The sequence below is a fragment of the Bradyrhizobium sp. SZCCHNR1015 genome, from assembly GCF_032489875.1.
Taxonomy (GTDB): Bacteria; Pseudomonadota; Alphaproteobacteria; order Rhizobiales; family Xanthobacteraceae; genus Bradyrhizobium.
Genome location: NZ_JAUEYW010000005.1, coordinates 333,446 through 349,886, shown reverse-complemented (window position 1 = coordinate 349,886; position 16,441 = coordinate 333,446). Strand labels below are relative to the sequence as shown.

The following is a 16,441-nucleotide window of genomic DNA, read 5'->3' as shown; positions in this document are numbered from 1 at the left end:
GCATGACCACGCCGCCGCACATCCCGACCGGGACGCTGCAGTGCTCGAACTGCCACAGCAACACCGCGGCGAGCTTCGCCACCTACACTATGAACCATGCGGCGGTGGCGACGGCACGCTGCGACAGCTGTCACAACGGCAGCTTCACCGGCCAGGGCACCAAGGGTGCGCTCGGCACCGCGTCGTTCCCGAACCACGTCGCGACCGGCGGAGCCGATTGCGTCAGTTGTCACAGCAAGGCCGCCAGCGGCGGATATGTGAGCTGGGGCGGCGCGGCGTTCACCCACTCTGCGGCTAACACCAATTGCTCAGCCTGCCACAATGGTTCGAGCGCGAAAGGCCTGACCACCCCGCCGCATATTCCGGTGACGGGCGTGCAGTGCTCGAACTGCCACAGCAACACCGCGGCGAGCTTCGCCACCTACACCATGAGTCATGCTGCCGTGCATGCCACGCGCTGCGACAGCTGTCACAACGGCTCGTATCGCAGCCAGGGCCGCAGGGGTGCGCAGGGGCCGGATCATAGCGCGAAGTCGCAGGATTGCGGCTGCTGCCACGTGCGCGCCGCCGCCAACTTTTCCACCTGGGACGACGACCCGCAGAAGCCGGCAGCGGGCTGCTCCACGACGGCGCGGTCGGTGGTTCCTGCTCAGGCCCCGGCCGTCAAGACGGTGACGCCGGCCTCGACCGCCAACCGGACGATGACGGCAGCAACGAATCCCGATGCAGCACCCGGTACGAACGCTGCACCGGCTGCATCTCAGGCCGGCGCTGCCGCCAAGCCTGCGGCGCCATCCAGTTCGACGCTCCTGTTCAGCAGCAAGCCGCTGGCGAACACGGCTGCGACGTCGACGGCCCCGACAGCGGGATCCGAAGCAGGGGCCTCCGCCAGTTCGTCCGGTTCCTCCAATCCCGACAGTTCGGCCAAAGCTGGCGGTGCGGCGGCGTCCGTGCCGCAGCCGTCGGGGACGCCGCCCCGAATGACATCCGCGACATCACCGCTCTCGCCGAATGATCCCCGCGGCAGGCTCTTGCCTCCAACCGATACGGGCAGCGACTCGCCGGAAGCGAAGAATGCCGGTCGGCTTCCGTCGCTGCTGCCGACGTTCAATCCGAGGGCAGGGCTTGCCGGATCGAGCACCACGGAGGCCGGTTCCAGATTCAATCACATGACGGCGCAAGGGCCATGCGCATCCTGCCATAACGGAATGACCGCGCCTGGCAAACCGCCGAAGCACGTCGCAACCGCTGCGCCGTGTGAGACCTGTCACAAGAGCACGACGACGTTCAGCGGCGCCCGGTTCAGCCATACTGGAACGACGGCGGCCTGCGCGAGCTGTCACAACGGCATGGCCGCGACCGGCAAGCCGCCGAAGCATGTCGCGACCACTGCGCCGTGTGAGACGTGCCACAAGAGCACGACGACGTTCAGCGGTGCCCGCTTCAGCCACACCGGCACGATGGCGGCCTGCGCGAGCTGCCACAACGGCATGGCCGCGAGCGGCAAGCCGCAGAAGCACGTAGTCACCAGCGCGCCGTGTGAGACCTGCCACAAGAGCACGACGACGTTCAGCGGCGCCCGCTTCAGCCACACCGGCACGATGGCGGCCTGCGCGAGCTGCCACAACGGCATGGCCGCGACGGGCAAGCCGCAGAAGCACGTCACGACGAATGCGCCGTGCGAGACCTGCCACAAGAGCACGGCGACGTTCAGCGGCGCCCGCTTCAGCCACACCGGCACGATGGCGGCCTGTGCGAGCTGCCACAACGGCATGGCCGCGGGCGGCAAGCCCCAGAAGCACGTGGTCACCAGCGCGCCATGCGAAAGCTGCCACAAGAACACCGTGTCGTTCTCGGGCGCGCGGATGGATCACACCAGCCTGACGGCGCCATGTGCCAGCTGTCACAACGGCTCCAACGCCACCGGAAAGTCGCCGAAGCACTTCGTGACCAACGTCCCCTGCGAGAGCTGCCACCGGACGGTGAGCTGGAGCTCGGTCAATTACCGGCATATGTCGGCGAGCTATCCGAACCATAGCGCGGCCATCGGCTGCACCGCCTGCCACAGCGGCAACTCGCAGGCCGTTCTGTTCAAGTTCGCGGCCTACAAGCCCGACTGCGCTGCCTGCCACGCCAGTGATTTCCGCCCGCAGCAGCACGCCAAGCTCGTGAAGCCGGCGCCGATGGACTACACCGTCGCCGAGCTCAAGGACTGCACAGGCGCATGCCATATCTATGCTGACAAGTCGCAGACCACCATCGTCACCCGCCGCCAGCGGCAGCACCGGGTCAATGGAGGTGGCTGGTGATGCGCGGCTGCTTCAGACAAGCCGCGGCAGCGAGGTCGGCGGGATGGCTGATCGGTCTGCTGGCCGGCTTGCTCGCAATCCTGCTCGACGGGGTCTTTGGCGTTGCACCGGCCCAGCCGGTCATCGATCAGTTCGTCGCCAATGCAAATGCCACGACGATCGGAAACTGCAGCCTTCTGCGGGTCAATTTTCACGTTCGTGTCCGCTACACCGGGCATTTCCCGCTCGACCAAGGCAGCCAGCTCAGCGTCTCGCTGCAATTGGTCGACCGGGACGCCATCATGGCGCGGCGCCTGGTCAGGCGCGAAGGCGTGCGTGTCGACAATGCCCAGGGCTCCGGCCTCCAGGACGTCTATCTGACGCTCGATCAGAACAGGGGACCGATCCTCGTCGTCCAGTTTGCCAGCGAGTTCACCTATCAGATCGTCCAATCCGGCAGCTTCGAGCAGGTGGCGATCGTGGTGGCCCGAAAGGGTCCGGTGTCGGCGTGCAAGGTGAAGGCCCTGGTGCCGAGCGTAGCCGCCCCGGATGCGCCGAAACCGGTTGCGGTCCCCGGTGCGGCGGCGTCGGTCCGCAACGACAATCGCACGATGCAGCAGGCCTCCGCCGCGGACATCCGGTTTGCGGAGGCGTCGATGGACGAGGCTCGCGCGTCGATCAAGAAAGGCAATTTCAGCGCCGCGATCGAGCTCCTGAGGAAGGTGCTGAAACTCCCCGAGAACGGCTCGAGCGCCGAGGCGCAGGAGCTGCTCGGCGTGGCGCGGCAGAAGGCTGGCCAGACCGCTGCCGCGCAGGCGGAGTATGAAGACTATCTGCGCCGCTATCCGACTGGCGAGGGCGCCGAGCGGGTGAGGCAGCGACTCGCCGCGCTTCTCACCGCAACCAGCAGCGCGCCGGCGCGGCCGCGCGACATGCCTTCCGTCACGCCCGACGGCGGAGACATGGGGGCAGGCATGCCGACCAAGGCGGCAGGGCCGAACGGCGACACCCGCTGGTCGATGTCGGGCAGCCTCTCGACCACCTTCATCACCAACGACACGACCAGCGCCGTCAAGGACAGAGCGATTGCGCCGAATCCGAATGCGGATCCCGACGCGCACCGCGTGCATCAGAACACGCTGCTGACCAATTTCGACTTTCTCGGCACCGCCGATAACGATCGCATCAGGACCAAGTTCAGGCTGGCGTTCACCCATGAGCGCCAGTTCGATACCGGGAACGACAAATACGGCGTCTCGACCGCGCAGGTCGATTACACGCTGAAGGAGGCCGACGTGACGCTGCGCGTCGGACGGCAATCCCGCAACACCGGCGGCGTGATCGGCCGCTTCGACGGCGCGGTGCTGAGCTGGCAGAAGAGCCCGGGGCTGCGCTTGAACGTGCTCGCGGGCTCGCCGAACTGGAGCCGCTTCGACGCACCGTTCAAGGATGGCAAGACGCTCTATGGCGCAAGCATCGACTTCGGCAAGATCCTGGGTGGCCTCGAGACCACGGTCTACCTGATCACGCAATACGACCGCAACATCGTCGACCGCCAGGCCATCGGCGCCGAATTCCGCTATTTCGACGCCAACAAGTCGCTGCTCGGCCTGATCGACTACGACACGCATTTCCGCGCGCTCAATGCCGCCGTGTTCTCGGGAACGTATACGTTCGAGGACAAGTCGGTGGTCAACGCCTCGTTCGATTATCGAAGAGTGCCATTTCTCTCGACCTGGAATGCGCTGCAGGGGCAGCCCTTCCTCACCCTCTACGACATGATGAAGTTCAATACCGCGGGCGAGATCAGGCAGCTCGCGATCGACCGGACGCCGACGTTCCAGTCGGCGATGGTGAGCTACTCGCGGCCATTGAATGAGACTTGGCAGGTTGCTGCCGATGCCACGGTGACCAACCTGACCGGCACGCTGCCGTCCGGCGGCGTCGACGGCACGCCGGCGAGCGGCCTCGAATATTATCTGTCGGCCCAGCTGACCGGGAACGGCATCATCAAGCCGGGCGATCTGTTCATGGGTGCGCTGCGCTACGCGAGCCTGGCGGACTCCAAGTTCTACGTTCTCGATCTTGCCACGCGCTATCCGATCACGCCCGATCTCGCCATCAGCCCGCGGCTGCGGGCGGGGTACAGGTCCGGGACCCGGACCGACCTGAAGGAGTACACGGTTCTGCCGTCGCTGCTGGTCAGCTATCTCTGGTCGAAGGAGATCAGCCTGGAAACGGAGATCGGCTATCGGTTCGTCGACAGCACGCTCGCCAACGTCAAGACGACGACCAAGGACCTGTTCGCGACGGTCACGTTGCGGCGCGATTTCAACGCCGACGGTGTCACGAAGTGCAACGCCTCGGTCGTCAGTTGCGCCTGGGCCAGGCCTGCAGCGTTGCAGGGCGGGCAGGGGGCAGGCTCGGGCGACATGCCGCTGCAATCGCGCGCGTCGATCCTGCCGTCCTACATGCTGGAGACCGGTGTGCGCTACTGGTTCAGCTCCGGGCAGAATCGCTACCGCTATTTCGCCGATCAGGCTGCGACGCTTCAGGTCTCCCGGCTCGCCTATGGCGGCATGACCGGGCACAGCGGCGAGATGTTCTTCAGGGTCGATGCGCTCGACGGTCCGTTCACCAACATGTTTCTGAAGGGCTATATAGGGGCGGGCAAGATCAGCTCGGGCACGCTCGTCGACGAGGACTTCGCTCCGTTCGTCAATCCGTCGTCCAAGACCGTCAGCAGCGTGGGCGGGGGGCTGCAATATGCAAATCTCGATGTCGGTTTCAACCTGCTGGAGACCGAACGCTTCCGGCTCGGCGCCTTCGTCGGCTACCAATATTGGACGGAGACGGTCGATGCGCGAGGTTGCACCCAGGTGGGTGGCAATCCGACGATCTGCACTCCTGCGCTGGGGCCGGGCGTCAAGGTGGTGACCGAGCAGGATCGCTGGCATAGCGGACGGGCCGGTGTTTCCCTCGACACGCGGCTGTCGGACCGGCTGAGCTGGCAGGCGGAGGCCGCCTATGTCTGGACCTCGCAGAATGCGATCGATACACACTATTTCACGTTCGGGCGCGATCCTGCCTCGGGGCAAGGAAGCGGCTTCCAGGCCGAGACCGTGCTGAACTACCAGCTGACCGACAATTTCCGCATCGGCATCGGTGGACGCTGGTGGCATCTCAGCACCAACGCTGTCGATTCGTTCAACCAGGTCCTGAGATATACGACGGAGCGCTATGGCGTCTTCCTCCAGGGCTCCTACCAGTTCAATCGGGCAAGATAGCCGGCCGGAGGCGTCCAATCATGAACGACCGGACGGCCATCCGGCCTTCGCGGGACAAACCATCATCATCGCCGCCGATGAAGGACTGGGCGATATGATCCAGTTCGTCCGCTACGTGCCGATGGTCGCAGTGCTGGGCGCGCGCGTGATCCTCGCCGTTCAAGAGCCGTTGCTTCCGCTGTTGTCGAACATGCCAGGCATTTCGCAGTGTGTTCCGGTCGCGGAGGCCAGCGACCTTGCGGGAGTGGATGTCCAGTGTCCGATCATGAGCTTGTCGCTTGCCTTTCGGACGACACTGGCCACGATTCCAGCGCCGGTGTCCTATTTGCCGGCGCCTGATCCGGATCGGATCCAACTCTGGCAGGAGCGCCTTGGCATCCCGGAGAAATTGCGGATCAGCCTGGTCTGGTCAGGCAATCCCAACCACCTCGACGACCACAATCGTTCCATCCCCTTGCGCATGTTTTCCCGCCTGCTCCGCGAGGATGCGGCGTTGATCAGCCTGCAGAAGGAGCCGAAGGCCGAAGACAAGGCCGTGCTCCAGGAGACGAGCGGGATCATGGACCTGACGGGTCAACTTGCCGATTTCGCCGATACCGCCGCGCTGATCTCATGTCTGGATCTCGTGATCACGGTCGATACCAGTGTCGCTCATCTCGCCGGCACGCTTGGCTGTCCGACCTGGACGCTCCTGTCGTACACGCCGGACTATCGCTGGCTGCTCGATCGTGACGACAGCGTCTGGTATCCGCGCATGCGCCTGTTCCGTCAGCGCGAAAGGCGCGATTGGCGCGAGGTCATCGATCAGGTCGGAGATGCGCTTCGCCAACGGATCGTGGCGAGGGCGTCGTCCCCGCCGGTCTCGAGCGATGATCGCGTGATCCTTCGCCGCTTCAATTCGACGACTGGCGGCTTGCCGTCAGTTGCTGGCGGTAACGTTCGGCGTCCCAGTTGAGCAGCAACTGCTCGTGCTGCGAGGAGAGATAGCCGATATCGGCCGATAGCGGCAGGCGGCTGGTCACGAGCGCGAGGCAGCTCAGCATGGCCTCGGCGCCCGGGCTGGCGTCGCTGCGGATGATGGCACCGAGACCCGGCGCGAGCGCTGCGACGGGCGCGGGCAGGCGGCTCGCTTTGGCGCGCGCGAGCAGCGTGGCGAGGTCGCTGGCGCTCTCGATCGTCGGCAGGCCCGGGCCGAGAAACACGACGTGGTCCGGATACAATGAGCCGCCGGTCGCGATGGCGCGGTTGAACGGATCGGTGGCGATGCCGTGGCTACCAGCATCGTGCGGCAGGCGATAGGCGGTGCCGGCGCACAGACGGCGCAAGGCCGCTGCGTCGGCAGCAGGCGCCGGGCGTACCGGCAGCGCCAGCCGGTGCTCGACGTCATGGACCAGCGCCTCGGCCTGATCGCAGCTCTCGGCACCGACGACGAGGCCGTGATTGCCGAGGGTCAGCACGTCGATGCGGTCGCGCGCGACGATGGCGCTCACTGCGCGCGCCAGCGGCAGCCCGGGATGAAAGTAATCGAGATGGCGCCAGGCGAGCCCGTCCAGCCGCGCCGCAAAGTCATCGCGCGCATCGCGCCGCGCCGCCCAGGCGATGGTGTTGACGGCGTGCACGTGCAGCACGATCCGGTGCGGCAGCAGCGCATGCAGCGCGGTCTCGATCGAGGCGCGCAGGGGACCGGGAGCGGCCAGCGGAATGCGCTCGTCGTCAGCGGCGAGCGCGTCGCGCGCCGCCGGCAGGAGCACAGGCACGAAGATGTCCTTCGCGTCGGCATCGGCAAGCCAGGTGCCGGACGCCTTCACCCACAGCACATCATCCTGCTTGAGCGAGGAGTTGCCGCCGGCGCCTTGCACCAGCTCGATGTTGCGGCCGACCCGCGCCGACATCCGGCGCAACTCCTGAAGCTCGGCTGGCTCGCGCATTTCGCATCTCCTTCTCACCAAGAAAGGTGCTGCATCGTCCAGTTCGGCATGCGGCCGGGCGAAGCTGCGAGCTTGCGCGTTGCCGCAGCCAGGTCGGGCGCGCCGGCCAAGGTCGTGCGATGCACGCCATCGCCGAGCAGCAGGCTCTGCAGGCCTGCGGCGCGGGCGCCGGCGACGTCATGGTCGAGCGAGTCGCCGATCATCAGCACGCGGTGCGGATCCGGATCGCCGAGCTGCTCCAGCGCAGCCGCGAAGATCGGCTGATACGGCTTGCCGACGAAGCTCACCGGGCCGCCGAGCCACTCATAGGCGCGGGCCAGCGTGCCGGGTGCCGGCACGAGGCCGGCTGCACCGAACATCATCAGGTCGGGATTGGCACAGATCATCGGCACGCCCCGTGCCGCTGCTCCGGTGAATCGGTCGCGCCAGAGGTCCGGCTCGGCGAGGTCGTCATCGAGGCCGCCGAGCAGGATGAAGTCGGCGTCCCGCATATCCGTCACGAGGACGAGATCGAGCCCGTCGATCAGCGAGCAGTCGCCGCCCCTGGTGATCAGGAAGCAGGCGCTGCCGCAATCGGTGAACGGCGCGCGCGTCCGGTCGCGTAGTCCGCTCCAGGTCACCTCGCCCGAGGTGAGAATGCCGTCATAGGCCGAGCGCGGCAGGCCGAGCCGGGCGAGGCGCTCGGCATTGGCGCTCGCGCGCTTGCCGGAGTTCGACAGCACCAGGATCTGCTTGCCGGCCTCGCGCAGCCGCAGGACGCAGTCGTGAGCCGCCGGAAGCACGGTCCTGCCGTCATGCAACGTGCCCCATTGATCGAGCAGGACGTGATCGAACCGCTCGGCGATGGCGGACAGGCCGCTGATCTCGCACGCTGCCGCCGTCATTGCGGCGGTCCCTGCAGCGCCAGCAGCGCCGCGCCGTAGCTCGCTTCGGTCTGCGCGGCAACGCTCACGGGCACGCCGACGATGCGCCGGCGGATATCGGTCCAGGCGTCGTTCCGGGCGCCGCCGCCAATGCTGATCACCCGCCGCAGCGCCGGTGCGCCGAGCGCGTGCAGGCGCTGATAGGCGAGCGCCTCGACGCTCGCGATGCCTTCGAGCAGCGCCTGGAAGAAGCGGTGATCCTCGGCCGGGCGCGGCGTGATCTTTGGTGCGAGGGCGGGGTCGGCGATGGGGAAGCGCTCGCCGGGTTTGGGCAGCGGATAGTAGTCGAGCCCGGTGGGCTCGTCCGGGCGCAGCAGCGGGGTCATGCAGGCCATGTCGGCGGCGGTGAAATGCGCGAGCAGCGCGGCGCCACCGGAATTCGATGCACCCCCGGCGAGCCATTTGTCACCGAGGCGGTGCGAGTAGACACCCTGGTCGGCGGCGAAGATCGGCTGCGTCGCGACCAGCTTCACCACCAGCGTGGTGCCGAGCGAGGTCACCGCATCGCCTGGCGTGTCGGCGCCGGTGGCGATGAAGGCGGCGACGCCGTCGGTGGTGCCGGCGACGATGCGCGCCGACGGCGACAGACCGAGCGCGCGCGCGGTCGACGGATCGATGTCGGCGAATGGCGTGCCCGGCACCAGAATGCTCGGCAGCACGTCGCGGGGAACGCCGAGCTGATCGATCCAGCGCGGCCATTCGCGCCTGACGGGATCATAGCCGAGCTTCAGCGCGTTGTTCTCGTCGCTGACGCCGTGGCGGCCGGCGAGGCGTCCGGCGATCCAGTCGGCCTGATGCACGGCGTGCCGCGCGCCGCTGGTGGAGGCGAGCAGATGCAGCAGCTTGGCGAGCGGGCTGCTCGTGCCATGCGCGCCGCTCTCGGGCGGCGCCACCGCGGCGATCCGCCTGGCTTCGTCGACCGCGCGCGCATCGTTGTACATCAGTCCGTGCGAGCGGGGCCGTCCGTCGGCGTCGATCAGCAGCAAGGTGCCCGAGGTGCCGTCGACCGCGATGCGCGCGATGGCGCCGGGATCGACGATCCTGCCGAGCTTGTCGAGCGCCGCGACCGTCGCCTGCCACCACAGCTCGGGATCCTGGTCGACGGCGTTGCCGTCCTGGCGCGGCGCGGCGAGCGGAACGGCGGCTGCGCCCTTGATCTCGCCGCGCGCGTCGACGGCGCAGGCGCGCACACCGCTCGTGCCCACGTCGATGCCGACAAACAACTCCGTCATGCGACCTCATCCCGTTGTGCGCCGGCGAGCATGCCTGTGCTTGCCCGGCGCGTCATCCCTGACGCGCTGCAGCACGTTTGGGGGATTGACGGCCGGATCGCCGTCTGCAATTTTTTGCAAGGTGTGAAGAAATTTGCAAGCAGGCATTCAAGCGTGACGACAGCTTCCGACAGGGCGTCGATGGTGGACGGCGAGGCTTCGCTGGCGACGCGCGCCGCATGGCTGTATTTCGCGGCCGGGCTGACGCAGTCGGAGGTCGCCGATCGGCTCAACATCCAGAGCACGAAGGCGCATCGCCTGATCGCGCGCGCCAGCCGCGAGGGCATGATCCGTGTCTTCGTCGAGGGTCCCGTCGCCGAATGCGTCGCACTTGAGAACGCGCTGGCCGAACGCTACGGGCTCGACTTCTGCCGTGTCGCGCCGGATCTCGGCGAGGGCGACCTGCCGCTGAAGGCGCTGGCGCTGGAGGGCGCGAGCTTCCTGCGCCAGGTGCTGGAGCGCGGCGACGACAAGATCATCGGTGTCGGCCACGGCCGCACGCTCGCGGCCGTGGTGGCGCAACTGCCGCAGACGCCGGCGCGCGACGTGCAGTTCGTGTCGCTGCTCGGTGGCCTGACGCGCAAATTCGCCGCCAATCCGTTCGACGTGATCCATCGCCTGGCCGAGCGCACCGGCGCCGAAGCCTATCTGCTGCCGGTGCCCGTGTTCGCCAACTCCGTCGCCGACCGCCGCGTGCTGATGCAGCAGTTCGGCATTGCCGACGTGTTTGCTCTCGCGCAGAAGGCATCGCTGCTATTCGTCGGCATCGGCCAGATCCATGCCGACGGCTTCCTGGTGTCGAGCGGCATGATCAAGCCGGACGAGGTCGTCGACCTGAAGCGCGCCGGCGCCTGCGCCGACCTGCTCGGGCATTTCTTCAACGCCCAGGGCGAGCTGCTCGATCTCGATCTTTCGGCGCGGGCCACCTCGATGGCCGCTGCCGATCTGAAGAAACACCGCATCGTCGCCATCGGCGGCGGCGAGGCGAAGATCACGGCCCTGCGCGCGGTGCTGCGCAGCGGCTTCCTGAATGGCCTCATCATCGACGAGGCGACCGCTCAGGCATTGGCGACTGACAAGCCGGAGAAAACATCCGGCAACTCCAAGAACAGGAGTCGGAAGGGCAGGTAACGCGAACACGTCTCTACAAAAAACAAAGGGAGGGTTGAATGTACGATCGGGAGAAGAATCTCTTTGCGTCCTATGCCGGCAAGCGCATCAGCCGGCGTGATCTGCTCGACGGGGCCACCAAGCTCGGCATCGCCGGTGTCGCCGCCAATGCCGCCTTTGCGTCCGCGATGTCGAAGGCGATGGCCGCTGACTTCAATTGGAAGGCGCATAGCGGCAAGACCGTCAAGCTGCTCTTGAACAAGCATCCTTACGTCGATGCGATGATCGGCGACATCGAGGCGTTCAAGAGCCTCACCGGCATGAACGTCACCTACGACATCTTCCCGGAGGACGTCTATTTCGACAAGGTGACGGCGGCGCTGTCGTCGAAGTCCGACCAGTACGACGCCTTCATGACCGGCGCCTACATGACCTGGACCTATGGTCCGGCCGGCTGGATCGAGGACCTCAACACCTACATCAAGGATCCCGCCAAGACCAATCCGGCGTTCGCCTGGAACGACGTGCTGCCCGGACTGCGGTCGTCGACGGCCTGGGATGGCGTCGCCGGCTCCGAGCTCGGCTCCGGCAAGGCCAAGCAGTGGTGCATCCCGTGGGGCTACGAGCTCAACAACATCACCTATAACCGCAAGATCTTCGACAAGGTCGGCGTCAAGCCGCCCACGAATCTCGACGACATGCTGGAGGTCGCGGCCAAGATCACCAAGGACGCTGGCGGGCCCTATGGCGTCGGCGTGCGCGGCTCGCGCTCGTGGGCGACCATCCATCCGGGCTTCCTCTCGGCCTACGCCAATTTCGGCCAGAAGGATTTCGTGATGGAGGGCGGCAAGCTGAAGGCCGCGATGAACACCAAGGCCTCCAAGGACTTCCACGAGAAATGGGTCAGGATGATCCAGGGCTCGGGTCCGAAGAACTGGTCGACCTACACCTGGTATCAGGTCGGCACGGACCTCGGCGCCGGCGCCTCCGGCATGATCTTCGACGCCGACATTCTCGGCTACTTCATGAACGGCGGCGAGAACAAGGAGCGCGGCAATCTCGGCTACGCGCCGTTCGCGGCCAATCCGGCCGCGAAGGCGCCGACGCCGAACGTCTGGATCTGGTCGCTGGCGATGTCGAGCTTTTCCAAGCAGAAGGATGCGGCCTGGACCTTCATGCAGTGGGCGGCCTCTGTCGAGCACGACCTGTTCGGTGCCCGCAAGATGGATTTCGTCAATCCGGTCCGCGCCTCCGTGTGGAAGGACGGCGAATTCCGCGACCGTATCGCCAAGTCCTATCCTGGCTATCTCGAGCAGCATGACCTCTCGGCACCCGGTGCGAAGATCTACTTCACGGCGCAGCCGCTGTTCTTCGACCTCACGACGGAGTGGGCGGCCTCGCTGCAGAAGATGGTGGCCAAGGAGATCAGCGTCGATGAGGGCCTCGACAAGCTTGCCGAGAGCATCAACCGTCAGCTGAAGCAGGCCGGCCTCGGCTGAGGCCGCGCCGCATCTCCCATGACCGCCTGCCGGCCCGGACGCTCCCCACAGCGTCCGGGTCGGCCCCATCCCGCGCTGATGTGATCACGCCTGTCATGAGCATGGCCCAACTTGTCGAGACCAAGGCGACGCCGCGCCGCACGAAACGCTGGCGCGGCCAGCTGCTGCCGTATCTGCTCAGCCTGCCGGCGCTGCTGGTGTGCATCGCCATCCTGGTGCCGTTCGTGACCGCTGCGGTCTATTCATTGCAGCGCTACCGGCTCAATCTGCCGTATCTGCGCGGCTTCATCGGCATCGACAACTATATCGACTTCCTGTCCGATCCGGCGTTCTGGAACACGCTGCGCATCTCGCTGGTCTATACCGCGGTGACCGTCGTCGCCGAACTGCTGCTCGGCCTCGGCATCGCGTTGCTGCTGCGCCGGCCGACGCGCTTCCACAATGCCGTGTCGATCATGCTGCTGCTGCCGCTGATGACGGCGCCGGCGATCGCCGCGCTGATGTGGAAGCTGATGACCAATCCGAGCTTCGGCATCCTGTCCTATCTGGTCGGGCTGCTCGGCGTGCACGACTTCAAATGGGCGTCCGATCCGTCGACCGCGCTGTTCACGGTCGTGCTGGTCGACGTCTGGGTCTACACGCCCTTCATCATGATCCTGCTCCTGGCAGGCCTGCGCTCGCTGCCGCGGCAGCCGTTCGAGGCGGCGGCGCTCGATGGCGTTCCCGCGAGCTTCGTGTTCTTCCGCATCACCCTGCCGATGCTCGCGCCCTACATCATCACCGCCTCGCTGTTCCGGCTGCTCGATTCGATCCAGCAGTTCGACATCGTCTATGCGATGACGCAAGGCGGGCCAGGGGACCGGCTGATGGTGTTCCAGGTGCAGGCCTATCTCGAGTTCTTCCAGTACACCAATGTCGGACGCTCGGCGGCGCTGCTGATGATCCTGTGGCTGATCACCAACATCCTGTCCAACATCTTCATCAAGAACTGGCTGCGGCTGCGCGCACGCGCCCATGGTCACGCCTGAGGGAGAGACATCATGGATCACTCCAGTCTGGCAGGGCGCATCTTCCGCGGCATCGCGCTGGCGTTGGTGCTTCTGTTCTTCATGTTTCCGATCGTCTGGATCCTCCTGATGTCGTTCCAGACCAATGAGCAGATCCTGCGCATTCCGCCGGGCATCCTGTTCGAGCCGACGTTCGCCAATTACGAGGCGCTGATCTCGGGCCAGCTCAAGACCGCCGCCGGCAATCTGCAGCTCACCTTCATGCGCAACCTGATGAACAGCTTCATCCTGTCGAGCGCATCGGTGATCCTGGCGCTGCTGCTCGGCGTCCCCGCGGCCTATGCGTTCGCGCGCTTCAAGTTCCGGCTCGGCGAGACCATCGCCTTCACGCTGCTGTCGTTCCGCTTCGCGCCGCCGCTCCTGGTGCTGCTTCCGCTGTCGCTGTACTACCAGCAGCTTGGCCTCAACGACACCTATTTTGGTATCGTCTGGGTCTACCAGCTGATCGCGCTGCCGCTGATCCTGTGGATCGTGCGCGGCTATTTCGAGGACATCAGTCCCGACATCGAGCACGCCTACCGGCTCGCGGGGCATTCCTGGCGCGAGGCGTTCACCCGCATTGCCGTGCCGCTGGCCGGGCCCGGCATCGCCGCGGCGGGCCTGCTGTCCTTCATCTTCTGCTGGAACAACTTCGTCTTTGCGCTGATCCTGGCCTCGGCCGACAAGCAGCCGGTAACGGTCGGCGCATTGGCCTTCGTGACGGCGTCCGGTATCCAATACGGCCAGATCGCCGCCGCGATCGTGCTGTCGGTCACCCCGACATTGCTGCTCGCGCTCTATGCGCAGCGCTATCTGGTCGAAGGTCTCTCGCTCGGTGCAGTGAAGGGTTGAGGATACATGGCGCGTCTCGAACTCCAATCGGTCGACAAGAGCTTCGGCGCCGCAAGCTGCGCCAAGGGCGTGTCGCTCGCGGTCGAGCCCGGCGAGATCGTCGCGGTGTTCGGCCCGTCCGGCAGCGGCAAGACCGTGCTGTTGCGCATGATCGCCGGCATGTTCGAGCCCGATGCGGGCGACATCCTGGTCGGCGGTCGCTCCATCGTCGACGCGCCGCCGGAGCAGCGCGGCATCGGCATGGCGTTCCAGAACTTTGCGCTGTTCCCCCATATGAGCGCCCGCGACAACATCGCCAGCGGCCTGCGCGCGACGGGGGGCGCCGACATCGCCGCGAAAGTGACGGCAATGAGCCGGCTGTTGAAGATCGAGCACGTGCTCGGCCACAAGCCTCGTGAACTGTCCAACGGCCAGAAGCAGCGCACCGCGCTGGCGCGCGCGCTGATCGGCAATCCCGGGGTGCTGCTGCTCGACGATCCCTTGCGCAACGTCGATGCCAAGCTGCGCTACGAGATGCGGCTGGAGCTGCCGAGCCTGCTGCGCCGGAGCTCTGCGGCGGTGCTTTATGTGACGCAGGATTATCGCGAGGCGATGGCGATCGCCGATCGCATTGCCGTGCTGATCAATGGCCGCCTGGTGCAGGTGGCGCGTCCGGAGGAGATCTATGCGCGGCCCGCGTCGGTTGCGGTGGCGCGGCTGTTCGGCGATCCCAGCATCAATCTCTCGGAGGTCGTGCCGGTGGTGGAGCAGGGCCGGTTGATAGCGGCTATCGCCGGGACGCAGGTCCGGCTCGATGTCGACGATCTGCCGGCGGATGCGCGGGAGCGCTGCTGGCTGGGCGTGCGGCCGGACGATGTCGCGGTGACGCGCCATGGCGGTGAAGGCGCGATCCCCGCGCGCACCGTCGCCGTCACCCCGATTCATGAGCGTGCCGTGGTGCTGCTGCGCTTTGCTGACGGATCCGAGTGGCTGGCGGCGCTGGCGCCCGAGGCGCTGGAAGCCGGCGCCGACGAGGACGTGTTCGTGCGGTTCGTGCCTGAAGCGGCGCTGCTGTTCGACCATGCGACGGGAGACCGTATTGGTGTCTTGCCGCGTCGGCAGGCGGCGTGAGGATGTGAGATGGGCATGCTCGAGATCCGCAACGTCGACAAGGTCTATCACAGCCGAAGCAAGGCGCCGGTTCACGCGGTGCGCGCGCTCGACATGGAGGTGAAGGCCGGCGAGATCGTCGCGCTGCTCGGCTCGTCCGGCTGCGGCAAGACCTCGACCTTGCGCATGATCGCCGGCTTCGAGAGTGTGAGCTCTGGATCGATCGCGCTGGCGCAGCGGCCGATCCATGATCTGGCGCCGGCGAAGCGCAGGGTCGCGATGGCGTTCGAAGGCTATTCGCTGTATCCGCCGCTGACGGTGCGCGAGAATATCGCCTTCGCCCTGAAGGCGCAGCAGTTGTCGCGCGTCGAGATCGCCCACCGCGTCGACAGCATCGCCCACCTGGTCGAGATCGAGGACATTCTCGATCATCATCCGCGCGCGCTCTCCGGCGGCCAGCAGCAGCGGGTGTCGCTGGCGCGGGCGCTGGTACGCGATGCCGACCTTTATCTGCTCGACGAGCCGATGGGCCAGTTGGAGCCGCAATTGCGCGCGGTGCTGCGCGGCCGCATCAAGGGCCTGCTCGCCGAGCGCGGCATGACCGCGATCTTCGTGACCCATGACCAGACCGAGGCGAGCGCGCTCGCTGATCGCATCGCCGTCATGGAGGATGGCGTGCTGCAGCAGTTCGCTGGGGAACGCGAGCTGAAGAACCGTCCGGCCAATCTGTTCGTCGCGAGCTTCATCGGCGAGCCGCCGATGAATCTGCTGGAGACTGTGGTCACGCAGGACGAAGCGAGGTTTCGCCTGGCGGTGGGTTCCGAGATGGCGTTTGAAATTCCCCGGCAGACGCTGGACGTGACGGGACAACAGGCACTGGCGCAGGCCGATCGGATCAAGGTCGGCATCCGGCCGCAGCGGATCGCGATCGGCAGCGGCGAGGCGAGGCTGCGCGTGGTCTCCAACCAGTGGCTCGGCGATCAGTCGCACATTGCGGGCGAGTGCGCCGGTCATCTGCTGGTCGCGGTGACATCGAGCAGGGTGGCGGCGCGGCCGGGCGACGTCGTGCCCTGCGCGCTGGAGTCACGCCATCTCCACATATTCGGCGCCGACGGCATCTGCGTCCGCCACGCGGAGGCGCGCTGACC

General features: G+C 66.4%; 12 protein-coding genes. 9 read left to right on the top strand and 3 right to left on the bottom strand.

Annotated elements, in window-relative coordinates:
- The 3 genes from QX128_RS11675 to QX128_RS11665 all read left to right on the top strand — a co-directional run.
- Positions 1-2,309 (top strand): hypothetical protein (locus tag QX128_RS11675; RefSeq protein ID WP_316237504.1); only part of this gene is annotated, 2,309 nt, incomplete at its 5' end.
- On the top strand, positions 2,309-5,575 hold the full coding sequence (locus QX128_RS11670) for a hypothetical protein (protein WP_316237503.1): 3,267 nt from the start codon (positions 2,309-2,311) through the stop codon (positions 5,573-5,575). The genes QX128_RS11675 and QX128_RS11670, both read left to right, overlap by 1 nt.
- Positions 5,529-6,530: a glycosyltransferase family 9 protein gene (locus QX128_RS11665; protein ID WP_316237502.1), complete on the top strand. Its 1,002-nt coding sequence runs from the start codon at positions 5,529-5,531 to the stop codon at positions 6,528-6,530. The genes QX128_RS11670 and QX128_RS11665 overlap by 47 nt, the downstream gene beginning before the upstream one ends.
- Here the strand turns inward: QX128_RS11665 and QX128_RS11660 are convergent.
- The 3 genes from QX128_RS11660 to QX128_RS11650 are packed head-to-tail and all read right to left on the bottom strand — an operon-like array spanning position 6,469 to position 9,658.
- Positions 6,469-7,503: a class II aldolase/adducin family protein gene (locus tag QX128_RS11660; protein WP_316237501.1), complete on the bottom strand. Its 1,035-nt coding sequence runs from the start codon at positions 7,501-7,503 to the stop codon at positions 6,469-6,471. The two genes, QX128_RS11665 and QX128_RS11660, sit on opposite strands and share 62 nt — an antisense overlap.
- A 14-nt stretch (positions 7,504-7,517) precedes the next feature.
- Positions 7,518-8,387: a TIGR01459 family HAD-type hydrolase gene (locus tag QX128_RS11655; RefSeq protein WP_316237500.1), complete on the bottom strand. Its 870-nt coding sequence runs from the start codon at positions 8,385-8,387 to the stop codon at positions 7,518-7,520.
- Positions 8,384-9,658, bottom strand: coding sequence for an FGGY-family carbohydrate kinase (locus QX128_RS11650; RefSeq protein ID WP_316237499.1), 1,275 nt, complete (start codon positions 9,656-9,658; stop codon positions 8,384-8,386). The genes QX128_RS11655 and QX128_RS11650 overlap by 4 nt, the downstream gene beginning before the upstream one ends.
- Before the next feature lie 180 nt (positions 9,659-9,838).
- Between QX128_RS11650 and QX128_RS11645 the strand changes: the two genes are divergently transcribed.
- The 6 genes from QX128_RS11645 (at position 9,839) to QX128_RS11620 (ending at position 16,439) form a co-directional block, all read left to right on the top strand.
- Positions 9,839-10,828 carry a sugar-binding transcriptional regulator gene (locus QX128_RS11645; protein WP_316181781.1) on the top strand — a complete coding sequence of 330 codons (990 nt, stop codon included), beginning with the start codon at positions 9,839-9,841 and terminating at the stop codon, positions 10,826-10,828.
- 38 nt (positions 10,829-10,866) lie between these two features.
- Positions 10,867-12,306, top strand: coding sequence for an extracellular solute-binding protein (locus QX128_RS11640; RefSeq protein ID WP_316237498.1), 1,440 nt, complete (start codon positions 10,867-10,869; stop codon positions 12,304-12,306).
- A 95-nt stretch (positions 12,307-12,401) separates the two neighbouring features.
- Positions 12,402-13,334: a carbohydrate ABC transporter permease gene (locus tag QX128_RS11635; protein ID WP_410053147.1), complete on the top strand. Its 933-nt coding sequence runs from the start codon at positions 12,402-12,404 to the stop codon at positions 13,332-13,334.
- Positions 13,335-13,346: 12 nt separating this feature from the next.
- The gene (locus QX128_RS11630; protein WP_316237497.1) at positions 13,347-14,204 is read left to right on the top strand and encodes a carbohydrate ABC transporter permease; all 858 of its coding nucleotides are present in this window, start codon (positions 13,347-13,349) and stop codon (positions 14,202-14,204) included.
- Positions 14,205-14,210: 6 nt separating this feature from the next.
- Positions 14,211-15,314: an ABC transporter ATP-binding protein gene (locus QX128_RS11625; protein ID WP_316237496.1), complete on the top strand. Its 1,104-nt coding sequence runs from the start codon at positions 14,211-14,213 to the stop codon at positions 15,312-15,314.
- Positions 15,315-15,329: 15 nt separating this feature from the next.
- Positions 15,330-16,439, top strand: a complete 1,110-nt coding sequence (locus QX128_RS11620) for an ABC transporter ATP-binding protein (RefSeq protein WP_316237511.1) — start codon at positions 15,330-15,332, stop codon at positions 16,437-16,439.
- Positions 16,440-16,441: the final 2 nt, after the last annotated feature.